Annotated in this window: 15 protein-coding genes; 7 read left to right on the top strand and 8 right to left on the bottom strand. The window is 66.5% G+C overall.

The window, feature by feature from the left end:
- Positions 1-2,751, bottom strand: a complete 2,751-nt coding sequence (locus NX778_RS04105; RefSeq protein WP_258810397.1) for an exo-rhamnogalacturonan lyase family protein — start codon at positions 2,749-2,751, stop codon at positions 1-3.
- Positions 2,748-4,391: a rhamnogalacturonan acetylesterase gene (locus NX778_RS04100; protein WP_258810396.1), complete on the bottom strand. Its 1,644-nt coding sequence runs from the start codon at positions 4,389-4,391 to the stop codon at positions 2,748-2,750. The genes NX778_RS04105 and NX778_RS04100 overlap by 4 nt, the downstream gene beginning before the upstream one ends.
- 155 nt (positions 4,392-4,546) lie before the next feature.
- On the opposite strand from NX778_RS04100, the gene NX778_RS04095 reads away from it, so the two are divergent.
- Positions 4,547-5,887, top strand: a complete 1,341-nt coding sequence (locus tag NX778_RS04095; protein ID WP_258810395.1) for a TolB-like translocation protein — start codon at positions 4,547-4,549, stop codon at positions 5,885-5,887.
- A gap of 9 nt (positions 5,888-5,896) precedes the next feature.
- On the opposite strand, the gene NX778_RS04090 is transcribed toward NX778_RS04095, so the two are convergent.
- On the bottom strand, positions 5,897-6,535 hold the full coding sequence (locus NX778_RS04090; protein WP_258810394.1) for a 3-keto-disaccharide hydrolase: 639 nt from the start codon (positions 6,533-6,535) through the stop codon (positions 5,897-5,899).
- 39 nt (positions 6,536-6,574) lie between these two features.
- Here NX778_RS04090 and NX778_RS04085 point away from each other — a divergent pair, with 39 nt between their 5' ends.
- Complete coding sequence (locus NX778_RS04085; protein WP_258810393.1) at positions 6,575-7,480, top strand: alpha/beta hydrolase; 906 nt, start codon at positions 6,575-6,577, stop codon at positions 7,478-7,480.
- A 13-nt stretch (positions 7,481-7,493) separates the two neighbouring features.
- Here the strand turns inward: NX778_RS04085 and NX778_RS04080 are convergent, their stop codons facing one another.
- From NX778_RS04080 to NX778_RS04060, 5 genes are all read right to left on the bottom strand, one after another.
- Positions 7,494-7,808 carry an L-rhamnose mutarotase gene (locus NX778_RS04080; RefSeq protein ID WP_258810392.1) on the bottom strand — a complete coding sequence of 105 codons (315 nt, stop codon included), beginning with the start codon at positions 7,806-7,808 and terminating at the stop codon, positions 7,494-7,496.
- Positions 7,808-9,004: a glycoside hydrolase family 88/105 protein gene (locus NX778_RS04075; RefSeq protein WP_258810391.1), complete on the bottom strand. Its 1,197-nt coding sequence runs from the start codon at positions 9,002-9,004 to the stop codon at positions 7,808-7,810. The genes NX778_RS04080 and NX778_RS04075 overlap by 1 nt, the downstream gene beginning before the upstream one ends.
- 34 nt (positions 9,005-9,038) lie before the next feature.
- On the bottom strand, positions 9,039-11,759 hold the full coding sequence (locus NX778_RS04070; RefSeq protein WP_258810390.1) for a glycosyl hydrolase: 2,721 nt from the start codon (positions 11,757-11,759) through the stop codon (positions 9,039-9,041).
- Positions 11,760-11,824: 65 nt separating this feature from the next.
- Entirely contained in the window at positions 11,825-13,120 is a 1,296-nt protein-coding gene (rhaI, locus tag NX778_RS04065; protein ID WP_258810389.1) for an L-rhamnose catabolism isomerase, read from the bottom strand.
- A gap of 61 nt (positions 13,121-13,181) precedes the next feature.
- Positions 13,182-15,287: a bifunctional rhamnulose-1-phosphate aldolase/short-chain dehydrogenase gene (locus tag NX778_RS04060; protein ID WP_258810388.1), complete on the bottom strand. Its 2,106-nt coding sequence runs from the start codon at positions 15,285-15,287 to the stop codon at positions 13,182-13,184.
- 340 nt (positions 15,288-15,627) lie between these two features.
- On the opposite strand from NX778_RS04060, the gene NX778_RS04055 reads away from it, so the two are divergent.
- From NX778_RS04055 to NX778_RS04035, 5 genes are all read left to right on the top strand, one after another.
- Complete coding sequence (locus NX778_RS04055; protein ID WP_258810387.1) at positions 15,628-16,494, top strand: DeoR/GlpR family DNA-binding transcription regulator; 867 nt, start codon at positions 15,628-15,630, stop codon at positions 16,492-16,494.
- A complete protein-coding gene (rhaS, locus tag NX778_RS04050) occupies positions 16,491-17,498 on the top strand; it encodes a rhamnose ABC transporter substrate-binding protein (RefSeq protein WP_258810386.1) in 1,008 nt (335 codons plus the stop codon). The genes NX778_RS04055 and rhaS overlap by 4 nt, the downstream gene beginning before the upstream one ends.
- A gap of 64 nt (positions 17,499-17,562) precedes the next feature.
- A complete protein-coding gene (locus NX778_RS04045) occupies positions 17,563-19,116 on the top strand; it encodes a sugar ABC transporter ATP-binding protein (RefSeq protein ID WP_258810385.1) in 1,554 nt (517 codons plus the stop codon).
- Positions 19,113-20,111 carry an ABC transporter permease gene (locus NX778_RS04040; RefSeq protein WP_258810384.1) on the top strand — a complete coding sequence of 333 codons (999 nt, stop codon included), beginning with the start codon at positions 19,113-19,115 and terminating at the stop codon, positions 20,109-20,111. Before NX778_RS04045 ends, NX778_RS04040 begins: the two co-directional genes overlap by 4 nt.
- Entirely contained in the window at positions 20,108-21,127 is a 1,020-nt protein-coding gene (locus NX778_RS04035; protein ID WP_370661306.1) for an ABC transporter permease, read from the top strand. The genes NX778_RS04040 and NX778_RS04035 overlap by 4 nt, the downstream gene beginning before the upstream one ends.

Raw genomic sequence — 21,127 nt, 5'->3', positions numbered from 1 at the left:
CTACTGTTTGCCGCGCTGGCCCGCGCCGCGCTCGGGCATCGGCGGCGTTGGCGGCAGCTCCTGCGGTAGCGCGTCGCCCAGCAGCGACAGCGTTTCGATGACCGTCAGCCCGCTCTGGGCAGAATCGTTGGTCGACACGCCAAAGGCTTCGCTGGTCGGCGCCAGCACGTCCGGGCCGGCCAGCTGACGCGGAACGGCGCCACGCCAGCGCACCAGGTTGTCGATCGCTGGCTTGGCAAAGGCCGGATTCTTCGTCTGCGAGTAAGCATAGGCAGCGAGGCGCGGTCCGCCTTGCGCCTTCTCCACGTACGACCCGTCCGCGCCTTCGGTGCCGGTGGCCTTGTCCTTCAAAAGTACGTCGCCCGGCGCCTCGCCGAGCCGCGCGTACTGCAGCCAGGCGGTGGCGAAGTCCTTGCGGCCCAACAGCGGCACCAGCTCGAACATCACCTCGGCCCCGCCCTGGATGGTCGACAGGTTGTACAGCACCGGCACCTGAGCGTGTTCGATCGGATCGGGAATCGGCAGCAGCTTGCCGGTGGCCGGGTCATAGCCGACCGTCATGCTGCCGCGCCCTTTCAGCGGGCCGATCTTGTTCCCGCCCAGGTCCGGGTTCAGGCCATTGTGCACGCCCGAACGCAGCCAGTACGGCATCTGCAGGATCGAGTCGACGCCGGCATTGATGCGGTCGCGCCATTTGCTGTCGCCGCTGCGCTCCCACTCGGTCATCCAGTTCCCGGCCAGGACGTACCAGTCGGGGCCGATGCGGATCCGCCCCGGATACTTCGGATCCTGCGGCAGCACCGGCTGCGCCAGGCGCATCGGGTCGTACTTGATCATCGCCTTATCGGCCTGCAGCTGCTCGCGCATGACGTCACCGATGCGCTCGTCGGTGGTCAGGTAGTAGAACGGACGCCAGTGTGCGGCCTGGCTGATGCGGCCTTCCTTCGAGCCGTCGCCCCACTTCACCACGTTGTGGCGCGAGCCCAGTCCCATCATCGGTCCCATGTGATAGACGTTGGTCTCGCTGGTATTGCGGGCCAGCGCCTCGGCCATGCGGAACAGGTCGGCGCGGCCGCTGCGCAGGTAGCTGGTCCACATCCACAACACCGTGCCCAGTTCCGTGTTGTCCCAGGCGTAGCCGCCATGGTCGTAGTTCCACACGTGGCGGCGGAAGTTATAGCTGTGGATGTAGTCGCCGTAGGTCCAGAATCCGTACCAGTGGCGGTCATCCTGCTGCTGCTTGTAGAAGGACAGCACCGAATCGAGCTTATCCTCGACGGCGGCGCGCGCCGGCGTCGAACGGTTCACCGGATCCCACACGCCAAACACCTTGGCCGAGTGGATGTAGGCCGGGCTGGCGGCGAGCAGCGCGCGCGCGGCGCCGGCCTTGGCCATCGCGGCCAGTTGCGACCGCGCCGGCACTGCGGCGGTCGGATACAGCGTGAACTCGCTGGTCTTGGCGACGCCGTAAGCCACCGACATCCCCTTTTGCACGTCCTCGTAAGTTGCGCCGAGGCCGTGAGCGCGGGTGTCGTAGTGGCGCATGTCCATCGCCGGTGCGTCCGGGGACCACAGCCAGGCGGTCAACTCGGCGGCATTGCCGGCCGCGCCGCGCACTTCGAATCCGGCCGGGAAGCTTTGCCAGAAATCCTTGACGCCGACCGCCAGGCCGCCCGACACGTCGCCGGCGAAGGCCAGCCCGGACGAACGCTTGCCCGCATCCGAGAAGATCCAGGTGCTGTCGGCATTGGTGCGCTTGACGATATCGAAGCCGTCCGGCGTCGGCTGGGTGAGCTTGTAGTCGCTCCAGATGGCCAGCTGCTCCTTGTCCTTCACGCCGTAGAAGCGGCCGCCGTCGATTTTCTGCCCGGCCACCTGGCGCGGATCGGCGTTCAAGTCGCCCGGCTGCAGCGATTCCATCCACAGGCCGCCGTCCTGGCCGCTGAAGGCCACGTCGCGGTTGTACACTTCCTCGCGCATCGGCACCGTGAATCGCAGGCCCAGGCCGCGGATGAAGTCCTTGCGCTGGTCGCCGTCGAAGACGAAGGTGTGGACCACATGGATTGCGCTTTCGCCCGCATAGAAGTACAGGCGTACCGAGAACGGCAGCCATTCGCGGCCGCTCTTGACCAGCTTGTTCTTGCCCTCGATCTTGATCACCGCGCGCACCGGGCCGGACTGCTCGACCGTGACCTTTTCGATCTTCGATGCAAACGCGGCGCGCTGCGGGACGGCCAAGTGATCGTCCGGGTCCGGCCCCTGCTGCACCAGGCCGACCAGGCGTCCATTCTTCGCCACCTCGCGCCCATCGATAGTGATCGACTGGACCAGGTCGGCGCCGCGCGTGCCGATGCGAACCGTCGACACGCCGGTGCTGACGTCGATGTAGCCGTCGGCGCGCCGCACCGCGACCGCTTGCGCAGGCGCCGCGCCGGCGCCGGCCGAGATCACATACTGGCCAGCACCGTGCGCAACGGTAGCGAAGCCGCTGAATTTGAGCGAGCCATCCGGCCAATAAGCCAGCGGCCAGGTCTGCAGCGGCAATGCCTTGCCGTCAGGGCCTTTCAGCGCGAAGGATTGGTCCTTCTGCACCGTAGCTTGCGGCCAGGGCACGCCCCAGCTCACGCCGGTGTCGATGGCCGGCGCATTGCCGACCCAGTTGACCGTTACATCGGCGGGGGCGGCGACAACGGCGCTGGCCGCCATGAGGAAAATGGCGCCGCAGGCCGCGGCAAGCTTCATCGATTTCATTTGGCCACCTGAGCAAAGTACGGACCGAGCGGATCACCCGGCAAGGCATGCAATCCCGCGACCACGCGCGCGGCGGTGAAATCCGCGCCCTCCTGGTTGGTATGGGTGCGCGCGTCGGCGAAGAAGGTATTGACCTTGTCCGCGCCGATCTTGCGATAGCCGTCGGTGACCACCATCGTCAGGTCCATGAACAGCGCGCCGCCGGCATCGGCCACCTGCTTGTCCCACTCGGCAAAATTGCCGAAGTCGCGCGCCTGTTCCCAGCGGTCGCGGTGCGGCACCGGCGAAGCGACGATCACGGTCACGCCCTTCGCGCGGGCATCGGCCACGTAGCGGGCCATGTACCAGCCGAAGGTGTGCACCTGCTCCTTTGCGCCATCCGGCCGGGTGTCCTCGACGGTTTCGGGACCGGTGCCCGGACCCGATGCGCGGCCTTTCATGGCCGGGTCGCCAATCTTGCCGCCGTCATTGTGGCCGAACTGGATGATGACGAAATCGCCCTTCTTCATCTGCGACAGCACTTTGTCCCAGCGGCCTTCGTTGAGGTAGGTGCGGCTGCTGCGCCCGCCGATGGCGGCGTTGACGACGTTGATCTTGCGGCTGTCGAAGTTCGGCCCGATACGCTCGCCCCAGCCGATCGCCCCCTTGAAGCCACCGCTCTTCACGGTCGAGTCGCCAACCAGGAACAGCGTCGGCAGCGAAGGATCGAGCGGACGCTCTTCGCGCACCGTTTTCGCATCCAGCACCGGCCGGTCGTCCTCGGCTGGCTTGAGCCAGGCGAGAACGCGCTTGTCGCCCAGCTGCCTCAGGCCCTGCACCACCATCTGCGCATTCAGCTCGGCGCCGGCCCAGTTGGTGTGCACGTGTTCGTCCGGATTCGTCAGCGGGAACATCCCCATCACCGCGTCGTGGCCCATCTGGTCGTAGCGCGCGGCGGTCATTTCGTTCAGGTCGATGAAGCCCACATGCTCTTGCTGCGCCACCTGTCCGGCCCAGCCGGCGTAGTCGTTCCTGTTGCGGCGAATCTTGCCCTGCTCGTCCCAGGCCTTGCGCGGGATCAGCGAGCAGATGACCGGCGTGGCGCCCTTGGCACGAATGTCGGCGACGAATTTGCGCAGGTACCAGCCGTAGCTGTGCACTACCTCGTGCTGGTGGGTGAGCATGTTGTCGATTTCCTGGCTCTCCTCGCCCACACCCTTGATGGTGCCGCGCGCACGCTTGTCGTCGTTCAGCGGCGCCGCATCGTTGTGCCCGAACTGCATGATCACCACGTCGCCCGGCCTCACGAAAGCCAGCGTACGCGCCCAGTGGCCGCTGGTGAGGTAGGTGCGGCTGGACAGTCCGCCCACTGCGCGGTTCACCACGTTCACCTTGTTCGGATCGAAGCTCTGCGCGATCAGGTGGCCCCAGCCCCACTGGCCGGCAGGGCCTTTGTTCTGGCCGTCGTCGCGGCCGTTGCGGACCGTGGAATCGCCGATCAGGATCAGCGAAGGCAGCGCCGGGTTGGCCGGTTCCGGCAGCACCACCTGGGCGCGCGCGGGATCGGTATTGACAGCGGGAGGCAGCGGCTGCTGCGCCTGCGCCGACAGCGCGGAGGCGAACAGCAAGGCGGCAAGCGCGTGGATGGTTGGGAAGCGCATGGTGATCATCATCGTGGTCAGGATGAGCAGATTCTATGCGAGCAAAATCACACCGGTCTCCCCTCGTCCGAAAGAATCACCAGATTGATTCGATAATGCCTACACGTAGCGCGACAATGGCCCGATTTGTCATGACAAACGGAGACAAAACCATCATGTCCATACGCCCTCCCTGGTATGCCTGCCTGCTCGCGGCGGTGCTTGCCGCGCCTTGCGCGCACGCCGGCATCGGCCAGCGATTCCCGTCCGAACGCAAGGTCGTCAAGGACCCCGTCACCGGCACCATGCTGACCTTCCTCACCAGCCAGCCGCACGGCGACGCCAAGATCTACCCGACCCACCCGCAGTGGACCGCCGACGGAAAATGGGTAATCTTCCGCTCGCACATGGTGCAGGGCGAGGCGATGGCCGTCAACGAGAAAACCGGCGACATCGTGCAAGTCACCGAAGGCGGCTACAGCGGCATGCTGAACGCGGCGCGGCATTCAATGAAGCTGTACTTCCTGCGCCAGGCAGGCAGCGGACAGCAGGTGGTCGAAGTCGATCTGGCCAAGCTGTTCGCCGACAGCGCCGCGGGCACGCTCAAGAAAGCGGATGCTTACCAGCGCGTGACCGGCACCCTGCCGGCGGAGCTCCAGGCCAACGGCAATACCGCGCTCGATGCGGACGAGGAGTGGCTGTACTTCGGCATCGGCCGCGACGCCGCCGCCAAATACCTGCCGGCCGGGACCAAGCTCCAGCCGGCCTTCGGTCCACGCCACATGGGCGCCGGCCCGGCCGGCATCGCGCGCGTGAACGTGCGCACCGGCGAGATCCGCCACGTGGTGTCGGTCCCGTTCCAGGTCGGCCATATCCAGGCCAACCTGTGGAACGCGGGCGAGATCGTGTTCTGCTGGGAGACCGGCGGCAAGGCGCCGCAGCGCACCTGGACCGTGCGCGCAGACGGCAGCGGCCTGCGCCCGCTCTACCCGGAAGCGCCGTACGAATGGGTCACGCACGAAGCGGTGATCTCGCGGGATGAAGTGGCGATGGCGATCCTCGGCCACCGCCAGATCCCGGGCGCACCGCAATCGGTGCAGGAACCGACCACCGGCTGGGAAGGCGCCAATCCGGGCCACGATGACGGCTGGGGCGCAACCGGCACCCGCGAAAAGCCGAGCGGCCTGGCGATCGTCAACCTGCGCACGCGCCAGATGCAGATCGTCGGCCAGACGCCATCCGGCAGCGGCTTCTGGCACGTGCATGGCTCGCCGGACGGCCGCTGGGCGGTGGGCGACGACTTCTCGCGCAGCGTCTACATCATCGACCGCAAGACGCACGAAATGAAGATGCTTACCACCGGCCACAAGACCACCGCCGGCGACCATCCGCACCCGACCTTCAAGCCGGACGGCACCGCGATCGAGATCGAATCGGCGATGCTGTCGGCGGACGGCCGCACCATGAACATTTGCATCGTGCCGGTCCCGGAGGACTGGCTCAAGCGCGGCCAGTAGCCGCCGATGTCAGTCCAGCGGCTCGATGGTCACGTTGCGCAGCTCGTAGGGCGCGCCCTCCAGCTGGAAGCCGACGTGGCCGGAAGCCGGGTCGGATCGCGTCACGCGGTTCTGCGCCACGCCGTTGATGCTGACGTCGATCGCGCCATCCTGGCACACGACATCGATGCTGTTCCACTCGCCGGCCGGCTTCTCGCTGTCGGGCGCCGTGTGGCCCTTGATCGGCGGGTAGGCGCCCGGCGCGGTGGTCAGCGGTTCGGCAAAACGCGCGCCGGCCATCGGCAGCAGGTCGCCGTTGAAACCGTGCTTGGTCTGCACCTGCTGGCTCACCGGCCACACGCCATCCTTCGGGCCGGAGGCGATGTGCAGCAGGACGCCACTGTTGCCGGGCTTCCCGCTCCAGCGATACTCCACGTGCAGCCGGTAGTTGGTGTAGGTGGCGCGCGAAGCCAGGAAGCCGGACGGTTTGCCGGTCACCGCGATCACACCGTCGGGACGCTGGACGAAGACATCGGACAGCGCCGCCGGCGTGCCGGTGGACAGCTCGAAGCCGTCGAAATCGCGCCCGTTGAACAGCGGCCCCGCGCTTGCGCAGCCCGCGATTGCGGCCAGTGCAAATACCCCGGCTGCCATAGAAAGCTTTACCATGTTGTGCCTGTTTGATCAGTGAAGAAAATTGGAGATTCGATGAAGCGTTATGCCCTTGCCCTGCTGCTGGCGGCCACCGTGGCCGCTGCCGATGCCGCACCTACCGTCATCCCGCTGTGGCCCGAAGGTGTTCCCGGCGCCAAGCAGACCGGCCCCGAAATCAACGAGAAGGGCCACACCGAAAACGTCAGCGAGCCGACCATCACGATGTACGGCCCCGCGGTCGACCACCCCAACGGCACCGCCGTGATTATCGCTCCTGGCGGCGGTTATGTGCGCCTTTCGACGGACCGCGAAGGCGAGCAATACGCCAACTGGCTCAGCACCCTCGGCGTGACCAGCTTCGTGCTCAAGTACCGGATGAAGGAATTCGGCCACCCTGCCCCGCTGCAGGACGTGCTGCGCGCGGTGCGCTATGTGCGCGCCCATGCGGCGGAACTGCACGTGCGCCCCGAGCGCATCGGCGTGATGGGCAGCTCGGCCGGCGGCCACCTGGCGGCCAGCGCCGGCACCCTGTTCGACAACCCACTCGGCCGCACCGGCGCGCCGCTCGACGCGGTCAGCGCGCGCCCGGACTTCCTGGTGCTGATGTACCCGGTGATCACGATGGAGCCGCCGTATGCCCACAAGGGCTCGCGCAACGCGCTGATCGGCGCGAACCCGAGCCCGGAGCTGGTGCAGCTGATGTCCCTCGAGAAGCAGGTGAAGCCCGATACCCCGCCGACGCTGCTGATCCACACCCAGGAGGACAAGACCGTCCCGGTCGAGAACAGCATCATGTTCTACCAGGCGCTCACACGTGCCCATGTGCCGGCCGAGATGTACCTGTTCGAACACGGCGCCCACGGCATGGGCATGCGCCAGGGTCTTGGCACCGCCTCGCAGTGGCCGCGCCGCGCCGAGGAATGGCTGCGCGACCGCGGCCTGCTCGATCCGGCCAAGTAAGCACGGGGGCCGCTCAGGGCAGGTGGAACATCTGCTGCAGCGGCCACTCGCGCGGCCGCTTGCTCGGCTCGACCTCCATCAGGTCGGCCATGTAGTCCCACCAGCGCTGCATCACGGGTTGCTCCGGCAGCGCGCCAAGCTTGTGGTCGGGCCACAGCTTGAGCACCGCGAACAGGTGCAGGGTCTCCTCGTCGAGGAAGATCGAGTAATCGTAGACGCCGGCGTCGCGCAAGGCGCGCGCCAGTTCCGGCCAGATCTCGTCGTGCCGGCGACGGTACTCCTCGACCGTGCCCGGCTTGAGCTTCATGCGGAAGGCGCGCCCGTTCATCACTTGGCCCCCTGCGCCATCCGCTTCAGTTCCGCCGCCGCCAGCATGAAGCCGCCGACACCGTAGTCGAAGCTCGAGGTCGGGCGGTAGAAGGCCGGCTCGGCGCCGGTCTGCTGGATGTTCCCGAGGCGGCCGTCCGCATACACATTGCGCAGCAGTCCCGCCCACGCCTTGGCGATCACCGGCTTGTAGCGCGCCGCATCCAGGATGCCGTGGTTGACGCCGTAGGCCATCGCAAACACGAACAGCGCCGAACCCGAGGTTTCAGGCAGCGGATAGGTCTTCGGATCGAGCAGCCCGGCGTGCCACAGGCCGTCCGGCCCCTGCAGGCCGGCGATCCGCTCCGACATCTCGCGCAGCTGCTGGATGTAGAAGCCGCGCTGCGGATCGTCCTGCGGCACGTAGTCGAGGATGCGCGCGATGCCGCCCATCACCCAGCCCTCGCCGCGCGACCAGAAGATCTTCTGGCCGTTGGGCTCGCGCTTGCCGATATAGCCGGCGTCGCGCGCGTACAGGTGCTCTTCCTTGTCGTACAGGGCGTCGTAGGTGCGCTTCCAGTTCAGGTGCACGTAGTCGAGGTACTTTCGCTCGCCGGTGGCCTTGTACATCTTGACCCAGACCGGCGGCGCCATGAACAGCGCGTCGCACCACCACCAGGGGATGCGCGCATCGTTCGGCTTGAGCGTATCCAGCGGCAGCAGCTCGTCCATCGCGCCGCGCAGCGGGCCGATGTCGGACTGCTGCTTGTCCTGGAAGTACAGCTCGAGGTAGGTCTGGCCGACCGACAGGTCATCCGCATTGGGCAGCCGGTTGCGCAGCTTGAACTCGAACTGGCGCGCCATGTCGCGCATCGCATCGCGGTACTTGGGGTCCCCGGTCGCTTCGGACGCCGCCATGAAGCCGGCGTAGGTCACGCTCTCGGTCCAGATGAGCGAGAAATATGGCCGGGTCCGGGCCAGCTGCCAGTCGGCCACCTTGCGCAGCGCCTTGTCGATGGCGGCCGGCTCGATCGCGGGCGACAGGTCGCTTGCAACGGGGCCGCCGTCCACCGGGGCATCGCCGAAGTGGCGGCTGGTGTCCTTGTCGATAATGGCCTGCATGGCCGCGGTAGGCTGCGGGTAGTCCTGGGCCAGCGCCGGCAGCGCGGCGGCCAGGGCCACGGCAAGCAAGGTCATACGGATCGGTGCACGCATCATGATTTGTCCTGTTCCTCGAAACTCTTCTTGTTCATCAAAGGATCTTTTCCCCGACCAGCTTGACCGGCCCGAGGATGCCCGCGGGCTTGGGCGCGATCAGCTGGGTGTCCTGCGGCTCGAAGCGCTTGCCGTAGCGGCCCCACAGCAGGCGGTAGTCCGGCAGCGCATGCCCGGCCAGCACGTTCAGGGCCAGGTTGGCGACGCGCACCTCGATCTTGTTGGCGCCCGGGACCAGCAGCGACGAGACATCGGCCGTGTACGGCGCATGCCAAACGGAGCCGGCCAGCTTGCCGTTCACATAGACCTGGGCGGCCTCGCGCACCGGGCTTTCGAGCATGGCGCGCATCCCGGCCGGCACTTTGGGCGTGCTGTCGAGCGCAGTGCCAGGGCCGAAATCGATCACGATGCGGCGGCCCGCAATCTGGTCGGCGGCCAGCGTCACATCCTTGGAATAGACGGCGACGCCGGAGAAGTAGCGGGTGGCATCGTCATCGGTCCACGAACGCAGCTTTTGCATCTGGACCGAAGCTCCCTTCCCGAAGCTGACGCGCCAGTCCTGGCCCAGGTCCGCGACCACGGCCGGCGCGTCCAGGCGCTGCGGCTCGGCGGCTGCCAGCGGCTTGTCGCTGAAGACCAGCACGCGCGACTCATACGGCGCCAGCTTGAGCTGCGGCTGGCGTTCAGCGCGCACCAGCTTGCCGCTGTCCGGTTCCAGCCAGGCGGCGTACTGGCGCTTCGAACCGAAGCTGGCGTTGGCGCTGACGTCGTGGTTGCTGGTGTTGGCGACGAAGTAGATGTCCGCATCCGCCAGCTTGCGGCGCACGAAGCCGACGTCGGAAACATCGGCCGACAGCTTCATGTCCGGCGCCAGCATGGCGGCCAGCGCCGCGCCGACCGCGGCGTCGTCCCGCACCAGCACCACGTTCGGACCGGACGCGAACAGCGCGTCGGCGGCCTGGCGCACCTGCTCCGACTGGCGCTGCGCATCCAGCAGGCCCGGCGCCAGTGAAGGCTTGCCGCCCACGGCGATGATCTTGCCGCCGCCACGCACGTATGCGGACAGGCGCGCCAGCACGGCCGGCGCAAGACGCGTCACGTGCGGCATCACCAGTACCGGATGGTGCAGCCCCAGGGCGAGGATCGCGTCGGCGTCCACGTAATCGAGGTTCTGGCCGGCGTCGAGGATCTGCGTGGTCAGTTCGGGCGTCACGTACTTGGCCATGTGGCCGGACAGGGTCACCTTGCCTGGTTCGGTCGCCGCATACACGTCGTCGTTCGGCAGCAGCACCGCGACCTGGTTGGCGGGCTCGCCCTGGCGCATCAGGTAGCTCATGCGGGTCAGGTAGCCGGTCACGTCCGGCATCACGCTCCACCACGGATTATGGTCGTTGAACACGGCCGCCGCGTAGAAGGAGTAGCCCGGCTCCACGGTGCCCGGCGGTGTGTACGGCCAGCCGTGGCCGACGAACTGGTTGACACCTTCGAGCAGCATGCGGTCGGCCTCGGCCTTCATGTCGAGCGGGGTGGCGCTAAAGGCCGGCGAATGGAGCCAGGTCCAGGTTTCGGCAGAGATCACCGCCTTGCCGTACAGGTGGCCGGCCGAGGTGGCCAGGCGCGTGAACGAGAACTGGCGGAACTGCGGGCCCTCGCCTTCCGGCAGGTCGACCAGGCGGTTGCTCGACAGGGACACCGCCGGCTCGCCGTAAGTCTGCGAGCGGAAGCGGGTCTTGTGGGCCTTGGCCCAGGCGTCGATGCGCGACAGGTAGCGTTCGTCGGCCAGCTCGGTCTGGGTCTTGACCCAGTCGTGGCGCACGCCGGCGGCCGCGTCGCCATTGCCGGTCCAGAGCTGCGGCAGGTATGGCGTCAGGTCGTAGCCGCGGCGCTTGCGGAATTGTTCGATGAAGTCATCGGTCCAGTCGGTGCCGTACACTTCCAGGCTATCCGAGAACACCGAATACGGCGGCTGGTCGCCGAAGGCCTTGAGCAGCGGCTCGGCGACCGTCTTCAGGTGATGCTCGACCGCCTTTTCGCTCAGGTGGTCGAGCACGAAGCCGTCGGCATCCAGCGCCGCGCGCTTGACCTGCTGGCCGGTGCGGCTGGCGATAAAGGCAACCGCCACACGCGCCCGAGGGTCAGGCGAGATCTCGACCCGGCCGTTGACCGCGGCGCCCGGTTTCGCCAGCGCCAGGCGGTTGGCGTCGAAATCGGCGCCCTTGCCTTCGCCGGTGAATACCGCGACCAGTTTCTCGCCGCTCATCACGACGGGCAACGCGAAGGAACTTGAATTTGCCGGGATGTCGACGGTGGCCATGCGCAGCCGCGAGGCCGCCTGGTCCACGCTGATATGCGGGCCGCCGTAAGGCCAGCCGCTGGCCAGCGTCATGTCGACGCGTAGTCCGTTGGCGCGGCCGGTGCGGTTGGCGAACGATACCGCGTCGAGGAATTCCTTCGACATATACGGCACGTTCTTGATGCCGCGCGCCGGATCGTCCAGCTCCATCGGATACACCGGCTGGATCTCGAAGCCGCCGAAGCCGCCGGCCTTCATCGCGCGGATCTCGCGCTCCAGCTCGGGTTTGGCGACGGCCGGGCCGAACCACCACCAGCGCATCAGCGGCCGCGCTTCGGGCGGCGGCGACGCCAGCCTGGCGGCCACGGTGGCGATGGAATCGGGGGCGGCGTGCGCGGCGCCGGCAGATAGCAAAGCGGCCGCGGCACAAATAGCCAGCGGCCTGCGCGAGAAGCGCTTGGTCATTCGGGTCTCCCGGATAGCCTCGCGCCGCGTCCGGCCACGTGGCCGTGACGCGGCGCGGGTGAACTTCAGACGATGCCGCTGCCGCTGGCGCCGGCCTTGGGCGGACGCGCCGCCGCGACGCGGTCGCGGTAGCCGCTGGCACGGTAGCAGCGCACCGGATCGGCGGCGCCGCCGGCACGCACGCGGGCCATCGCGAGGATTGCGCTGACGTCGGTGCGGTAAGCCTGCTTGAGCGTCTGCGCCGCTTGCAGCACGTCGTTGGACTCCTGGAAGCCGGCCAGCGCGGCACGGTCCACCAGCGCGGCCTGGACGAAGGCGCGCTGTACTTCGACCGCGCTGCTCATCAGGCTCTCGACCGGGTCGGTGACGTTGTGCGACTGGTCCAGCATGTAGCTCGGCTTGAAACCGGCGCCGTCGCGCTGAGCTGCGTCGGCCAGCTCGTTAAAGACCAGGAACAGCTGGAAGGGATTGATCGAGCCCGAATCCAGGTCGTCGTCGCCGTACTTGCTGTCGTTGAAGTGGAAGCCGCCCAGCTTGCCGAACTGCGCGAGGCGCGCCACGATCATCTCGATGTTGGTGTTCGGTGCGTGGTGGCCGAGGTCGACCAGGCACTTGGCCTTCGGGCCAAGGGCCTGGGCGCAGGCGAAGCTGGTGCCCCAGTCGGCGATGGTGGTGGCGTAGAACGCGGGCTCGAACAGCTTGTGCTCGATCATCACGGTCCAGTCATCCGGCAGCGCGGCGTAGATCTCGCGCATGCTCTCCAGGTAGCGTTCCAGCGCGCCACGCAGGTTGCTCTGGCCCGGGAAGTTGGCGCCGTCGCCGACCCACACGGTCAGCGATTGCGAGCCGAGTGACTTGCCCAGCTCGATGCAGTCGATATTGTGGGCAATCGCCTGTGCACGCACTTCGCGGCTGTTGGCGGTCAGGCTGCCGAATTTATAGGTCTGCTCCTGGCCGGCCTGGTCCTGGAAGGTGTTCGAGTTGACGGCGTCGAAGCCCAGGCCCAACGCGGAAGCAGCCTCGCGCAGTTCGCGCGCGTCGCTCGGACGGTCCCACGGGAAGTGCAGCGACACGGTCGGCGTGGCCTTGGTCAGCTGGTTGATCACGCCGCAGTCGTCCAGCTTCTCGAATACATTGCGCGGCTCGCCGCGGCCCGGGAAGCGCGCGAAGCGCGTGCCGCCAGTGCCCACGCCCCAGCTGGGCACGGCCACGGCGAAGGTCTGGGCCAGCGAGGTCAGTTCCTCGATATCCACGCCACGGCGCGCCAGCATTCCGCCCAGCGCTTCGTAATCGGCCTTGAGGTCGCTCGCCAGTTTGGCGTTGTGCTCGGCCACCAGGGCGGCGTCAATCACGGTCGTCATGTCAGTCTCCTTCAAGTGCGCGGCGTGGCCCGCCGGGCCCGCCGCAATTCTTCTCTATATATTAGCGCGTGAACGCAGCCGCATTGCCCGCATCGACGTTGAGCACGTTGCCGGTGCTCTTGGCCGACTTGTCGCTGCACAGGAAGTACACGGCTTCGGCGATATCCTCCGGCAGCACGCTGCGCTTGAGCATGCTGCGCTTGCGGTAGAACTCCTCGACGTCGTCGGTGCCGATCTTGTTCGATGCGGCGCGCTCTTCCTTCCACTTGCCGTCCCAGATGCGCGAACCGCGGATCACGGCGTCCGGGTTGACCACGTTGACGCGGATGCCATGTTCGGCGCCTTCCAGCGCGACGCAGCGGGCCAGGTGGATCTCGGCGGCTTTTGCGGTGCAGTAGGCCGAGGCGCCGGCCGATGCGACCAGGCCGTTCTTGCTCGCGACGAAGACCATGCTGCCGCCCAGCTTCTGCTGCTTCATCATCTGGAAGCCGGCGCGGCTGACCAGGAAGTAGCCGGTCACCAGGATGTCCTGGTTGCGCTGCCAGATGTCCAGGGTGGTCTCGTCCAGCGGCGCGGCCGAGGCGATGCCCGCATTCGACACCAGCAGGTCGACGCCGCCGAAGCGCAGCGCGGTGGCCGACAGCACGTCCGCCACTTCCTGCTCCTTGGTGATGTTGGCGCGCACCACGCCCAGGCTGTCCTTGCCGGCCACCTTGGCCAGCACGCCGCGCGCCTGCTCCAGGGCTTCGGCGTCGATATCGGTCAGCATCACGCAAGCGCCTTCCTGCAGCAGCTGGCGGGCGACCGCCTGGCCGATGCCGCCGGCGCCGCCGGTGACCAGCGCGATGCGGCCGGCCAGGCTCTTCGGCTTGGGCATGCGCTGCAGCTTGGCTTCTTCGAGCAGCCAGTATTCGATGTCGAAGGCTTCCTGTTCCGGCAGGCCGACATAGCTGTCGACGCCGTTCGCGCCGCGCATCACGTTGATCGCGTTGACGTAGAACTCGCCGGCGATGCGCGCGGTGGCCTTGTCCTTGGCGAACGACAGCATGCCCACGCCCGGGATCAGGTAGATGATCGGGTTGGCGTCGCGCATGGCCGGGCTGTTGTCGTGCTTGCAGCGATCGTAGTAGGCGGCGTAATCGGCGCGGTAATCGCTCAGGGCCTGATCAAGACCGCTCACCAGGCGATCAAAGTCCGGCGCGGCCGGATCGAAGTCCAGCACCAGCGGGCGGATCTTGGTGCGCAGGAAGTGGTCCGGGCAAGAGGTGCCGAGGGCGGCCAGCGGGGCCAGGTCGGCGCTGCAGACGAACTCCAGCACGGCGGCGCTGTCGTCGAAGTGGCCGAGCTTGTACTCGTCCTTGCTGATCTTGCCGCGCAGCAGAGGCATCAGGCGTGCGGCCAGTGCGCAGCGTTCTTCCGCTGCCAGCGGCGTCGACTTCTGGCCACCGAACACCGGCTGGGCGATGTTCGCATCCAGCCAGGCTTCGGCGCGCTTGATCATCGCCAGCGTGTTTTCGTAGCAGGACTTGGCGGTGTCGCCCCAGGTGAACAGGCCGTGGCCTTCGAGGATGATGCCCTTCAGCTGCGGCTGCGACTGCGACAGTTCTTCCAGCTTCAGGCCCAGGTCGTAGCCCGGACGCTGCCACGGCAGCCAGCCCAGTTCGCCTTCGAAGATCTTCTCGGTCAGGTCCTTGCTGTTCTTGCAAGCGGCGATCGCGATCACCGAGTCCGGGTGCATGTGATCGACGTGCTTGCGGTCGATGTAGGCATGCAGCGGGGTATCGATACTGGCGGCGCGCGGATTCAGGTTGAAGGTGCAGTGCGGCAGGTAGCCGACCATCTCGTCCTCGTGCGCCAGGCCGCGGTAGCGCTGCTTGAGCGCTTGCAGCTTGCTCATGTACAGGGTCGAGAAGCCGTCCAGCTTGATGCTGCCGAGGTCGCCGCCGGAGCCTTTCACCCACAGCACTTCCACCTGGCCGCCCGACAGCGGGTCTTCCATCATGATCTTGGCCGACGTGTTGCCGCCGCCGAAGTTGGTGATACGCAGGTCCGAACCCAGCAGGTTCGAACGGTACAGCAGCAGCTCTGGCTCGCTCATCTTGGCGGCCAGCTGGTCATCCCAGCGTGACGCGATTGCTTCCTTCTTTGCTTCAATCATTTCGCTCATACAGTCTCCGTGTGAATTATCCAGGCCGGGAGCCCCCGCCTGCATTGATCCTTTGCCTCGCGAACCCAGCCGCGATCAACTTGGCGGTCAGTAGAAACCGGGGGGTATAGGGGTGTCAATGCAGAAACGCTCAACTTCATGAGCAAGAGCCGAATAATCATCCGACTGATCGAAAATCGATCATTTGTTGCACCGCACCCAAAAACAATCAGCGTATTGAGCGGATTTTGATTGACCGAAGATTACTTACTGACTATCGTTTATCAGGCACAGCGGTCATTCCCTAGACTGCGTGGCTAGTGACCCGGCAAATAAAACATAGGTCACAGAGGAGACAATCATGGTGAATCACAAACGCCGCAAGCGTTTGCTGAAGCTGCTCGCCGAGCATCAGACGGCCAGCGTGCAACAGCTCGTGGAGTGGCTCTCTGCGTCCCCGGCGACGGTGCGGCGCGATATCAGCTGGCTCGCTGCGCGCAATCTGCTCACGCGCACCCGCGGCGGCGCCGAGAACCTGCTGCCGAAAAAGCGGCAATTCCCGCTGTCCAGCGAGACCTTCCAGAACAATATCCAGTGCTTCGCGGCGCGCAAGCGGGCCATCGCGCGCCACGCGGCCGGCATGTGCGTGGACGGCGAAACGATCATCATCAACGGTGGCACCACCACCTTCATGATGGCCGAGTTCCTGGCCGAGAAGCACCTGAAGATCCTGACCAATTCCTTCCTGATGGCGGAGCGCCTGCTCGTTTTGAGCAAGAACGAGATCATCGTCCCCGGCGGCACGGTCTACCGTGAGCAGAACGTGATCCTTTCGCCGTTCGACAACGACATCACCCAGCACCACTACGCCAGCAAGATGTTCATGAGCGTGAACGCGATCTCGCTGCTGGGCCTGATGGAGGCGGACCCGCTGCTGATCCAGGCCGAGAAACGGCTGATCAGCCAGGCCGAGGAACTGGTGGTGCTGGCCGACAGCTCCAAGTTCGCCAAGAAGGCCGGCCTGATCCTGTGCGGCCTGGATCGCGTCTCGCGCGTGATCACCGATACCAATGCCTCCGACGCCGCCGTGCAGCTGCTGGAACAGTACGGCGTCAAGGTCACCACCGTGCCGCCCGACGAAATCCCGCCGGACACCAACGCGTCTTTTTATAACCCGGCCTACGACCTCCAGTCGGCGGCCATGCTGCAAGCGGAGATCGCACATTGAAGATCCGTAGACTGCTGCTGGCGGCGATGGCCGTCGGCGTACTGGCCGCCACCACGACCGGCTGCGAGAAGAAGCCCGAGAAGACCCGCATCGCGATGGTCGTCAAGAACCTCGGCAACGGCTTCTTCGACGCCGCCCACCAAGGCGCGGAGGAAGCCGCCAAACAGCTCGGCAACGTCGAGATCATCTACACCGGCCCGACCACGCCCAGCGCCGAAGGCCAGATCGAGATCATCAACTCGCTGATCAGCCAGAAGGTCGATGCAATCGTCATCTCGGCCAACGACCCGAATGCGCTGGTCCCGATCACCAAGAAGGCGATGGCGCGCGGGATCAAGGTGGTCTCGTTCGACAGCGCGGTGGCGCCGGATGGCCGCCAGATGCAGCTGAACCCGTCCAATGCGCAGCTGATCGGCGAGAAGCAGATCCAGATGGCGGCCGACGAAATCGGCGGCGCCGGCGAGATCGCGATCCTGTCCGCGTCGGCCCAGGCCACCAACCAGAACATCTGGATCGGCGTGATGAAGCAGGTGCTGGAAAAGCCCGAGTACTCGAAGATCAAGCTGGTCGGCACCGTGTACGGCGACGACCAGTCGGACAAGAGCTACCGCGAGGCGATCGGCCTGCTGCGCAGCCATCCCGACCTGAAAGCGATCATCGCCCCGACCACGGTGGGCATCGTCGCCGCCAGCAAGGCGGTGGTGGACGAGCACCTGGTCGGCAAGGTCTACGTCACCGGCCTCGGTCTGCCGTCCGAAATGGCCGGCCACGTGAAGAGCGGCGCGGTGAAGGAGTTCGCGATCTGGAATCCGATCGACCTGGGCTACGCCGCCACCTATGCGGCCGCCCAGTTCGTGACCGGCAAGGCGACCGGCAAGCCGGGCGAAACGGTCTCGGTGGGCCGCCTGGGCAGCGTGACGCTCGACGCCAGCCGCGACGCCGCCCTCGGGCCGCCGTTCACCTACAACGCGGAAAACGTCGACAAGTTCGCCAAGCTGTTCTGATGCACCCTGCCCCGCATCCGCGCGTTTCGCCGCGCGGCGCGGGCTTACCCGTAATGAAGTCCGTATGCAATCCACTCAAGTGTCAAGCCCTGCCAGACAAACCGCGCCTGGCGTCCCGGTGCTGCAACTAACCGGAATCAGCAAGCGCTTCAATGGCATCCACGCGCTCGATGGCGTCGGCCTGACGATTCGCGCCGGCGAGGTCATGGCCCTGATCGGCGAAAACGGCGCCGGCAAGTCCACCCTCGTCAAGACCCTGACCGGCATCTATCAGCCGGATGCAGGCACCATCGCGCTCGACGGCAAGCCGGTCTCGTTCAGCAGCCCGCAGCAGGCCATGGCCGCCGGGATCACCGCCGTGCACCAGGAAACCGTGATGTTCGACGAGCTCTCGGTGGCGGAGAATATCTACGTCGGTCGCCAGCCGACCACCGGTCCGTTCGGCCGCATCGACTGGGCCAGGATCGAATCCGAGGCCGAGGCGCTGTTCGCGCGGCTTGAGGTGTCGCTGCCGGTGCGCGCCCGCGTCAAGGACCTGTCGGTGGCGCAGCGCCACTTCGTCGAGATCGCGCGCGCCCTGTCGCAGGATGCGCGCGTGGTGATCATGGACGAGCCCACCGCCGCCCTGTCGCAGCGCGAAATCCATGAGCTGTACCGCATCATCGACCAGCTGCGCGCGGCCGGCACCGCGGTCATCTTCATCTCGCACAAGTTCGACGAAATCTTCAAGGTTGCCGACAGCTATACGGTGCTGCGCGACGGCCGCTTTGTGGCCGATGGCAGGCTGTCCGACATCAGCGAACCGGAACTGGTCTCGCTGATGGTCGGCCGCGCCGTCAAGGACGCCTATCCCAAGGCCCATGTCGAGATCGGCGCCCCGCTGCTGCAGGTCGAGAACCTGTGCCACCCGACCGAATTCGACAAGGTCAGCTTCACCTTGCGCCGCGGCGAGATCCTCGGCTTCTACGGCCTGGTCGGCGCCGGCCGCTCGGAGGTGATGCAGGCACTGTTCGGCATGACCGCCGGCGTCACCGGCAAGGTCACGCTCGACGGCAAGCAGCTATCGGTCACCAAACCGGCCGAAGCGATCAAGGCCGGCATCGCCTACGTGCCGGAGGACCGCCAGCACCACGGCGCGCACCTGACGCTGCCGATCCGCCAGAACATCACGCTGCCGGTGCTGTCGCGCATCGGCTTCTTCCTGCGCGGCCGCAGCGCCGCCGAGGAAACCCGCATCGCGCGCCATTTCAGCGAGCAGCTCGAACTGAAGGCGGCCCACCTCGGCCAGCTGGTGTCCGAACTCTCCGGCGGCAACCAGCAGAAGGTCGTTCTGGGCAAATGGCTCGCCACCAATCCGAAAGTGATCATCCTCGACGAGCCGACCAAGGGCATCGACATCGGCTCGAAAGCCGCCGTGCACCGCTTCGTCAGCGAGCTGGTGACGCATGGCCTGTCGGTGATCCTGGTGTCGTCCGAACTGCCCGAAGTGCTGGGCCTGGCCGACCGCGTGGTCGTGATGCACCATGGCGTCGTGCAGCGCGTGTTCGAACGCGGCGAAGCGACACCCGAAACCGTGGTGGCAGCCGCCTCGGGACTTGAATTGGCGGAGGCAGCATGAATTTGCTCAAACAACGCGAGCCGCTGCTCGCCCTGATGATCATTGCGCTCATCCTGATGGTCGGCCTGCGCGCACCGGTGTTCCTCACCGCGCCCTCGCTGGCCAACCTGGTCACGGACAGCACCCTGCTGGTGATGCTGGCGCTGACCCAGATGCTGGTCATCGTCACCCGCGGCGTCGACCTGTCGGTGGCATCCAACCTGGCGCTGTCCGGCATGGTGGCTGCGATGCTGGCATCGCATAATCCCGGCCTGCCGCTGTTCCTGGTGGTGCTGGCCGCGGCCCTCACCGGCCTCGCGCTGGGCCTCGTCAACGGCTGGCTGATCGGCAAACTGGCGCTGCCGCCGATCGTCATCACGCTTGGCACCATGAGCGTCTACCGCGGCCTGGTGTTCGTGCTGTCGAATGGCACCTGGGTCTCCGCGCACCAGATGCCGGCCGGCTTCATCGCCTTCCCGCTCACCCGTTTCCTGGGTTTGCCGAACCTGGTGTGGATCGCGGCCGCGACCCTGCTGGTGATCGGCTTCATCGCGCGCCACAGCCGCTTCGGCCGCGACCTGTACGCGATCGGTAACGCGCCGCAGTGCGCCGCCTACATCGGCATCCCGACCGCGCGCCGCCTGCTGTGGACCTACGGCCTTTCCGGGCTGGTCGCGGGCCTGGCCGGTTACCTGTGGGTAGCGCGCTACGCCGTGGCCTATACCGAAATCGCCTACGGCTTCGAATTCACCGTGATCGCGGCTTGCGTGATCGGCGGCGTCAGCATCGCCGGCGGTGTCGGCTCGGCGCTCGGCGCCGTGCTCGGCGCGCTGTTCCTGACCGTGATCGGCAATGCGCTGCCGGTGATGCAGGTGTCGCCGTTCTGGCAGAGCGCCCTGACCGGCCTCGTGATCCTGGTCGCCGTGATGATCAATGCCCGCGGCAATATCCGCCGCAGCCGCCAGATCCTGCCGCTGCACCAGAACCAACTCAACGCCAATCGGAGCGCCGCGTGAACCCGACGACTACCACCATGCCGCCGACCACGAAGACGTCGCGCTACACCATCCTCGACCGCGAGGGCTTCCGTTTCAAATCCCTGCTGGCACGCTGGGAGACCCTGCTGGCCGTACTGCTAGTCTTGGTCTTTGCCGGCAATGCAATCGTTCAGCCGAACTTCCTCGACCTGTACAACCTGCTGGACGGGACCACCAACTTCAGCGAGAAAGCGCTGATCGCGCTGCCGATGGCGCTGCTGATCATCTGCCGCGAGATCGACATCTCGGTGGCCGGCACGCTGGCCCTGTCGTCGGTGGCGATGGGCCTTGCCAAGGCGGCCGGCATGCCGGACTGGACGCTGCCGCTGGCCGCGCTGGGCACGGGCACCGCCTGCGGCTTCCTCAACGGCCTGCTGGTCACGCGCTTCGCACTACCCTCGATCGTGGTCACCATCGGCACCGTGTCGCTGTTTCGCGGGTTGGCCAGCGTGGTTCTTGGCGACAAGGCCTTCACCGGCTACCCGCAGATGATGGCCGACTGGGGCCAGGGCTACTTCTTCGGCATCGTGCCGCGCGAGTTCGTCGTGCTGCTGGTGTTCGCCGCGCTGTTCGCGGTGGTGCTGCACACCACGGTCTGGGGCCGCCGCATCTACGCCATCGGTAACAACCCGGAAGCCGCGCGCTTCTCCGGCATCGCGGTGGACCGCTACCGCCTCGAGCTGTTCATGCTGACCGGGACCATGGCGGGCCTGGCGGCCTTCCTGCTCACCGGGCGCATCGGCAGCACGCGTCCCAACATCGCCACCGGCTGGGAGCTCGAAGTGATCACGATGGTGATCCTGGGCGGCGTGAGCATCGCCGGCGGCGCCGGCACCATTGGCGGCGTGTTGCTGGCCGTGCTCACCATGGGCACCCTCACCTACGGCATGGCGATGGCCAACATCCCCGGCATCTACGTGACCATCCTGGTCGGCGTGCTGCTGCTGGTGACCATCGCGGTGCCGCGCCTGCTGCGCCGCAAGTCGGGCAAGTAA

The organism is Massilia terrae (assembly GCF_024753145.1).
In the GTDB taxonomy this organism is placed as follows: domain Bacteria; phylum Pseudomonadota; class Gammaproteobacteria; order Burkholderiales; family Burkholderiaceae_D; genus Telluria; species Telluria terrae.
Note: the sequence above shows the minus strand (reverse complement) of the source record. Positions and strands in the feature narration are given on the sequence as shown.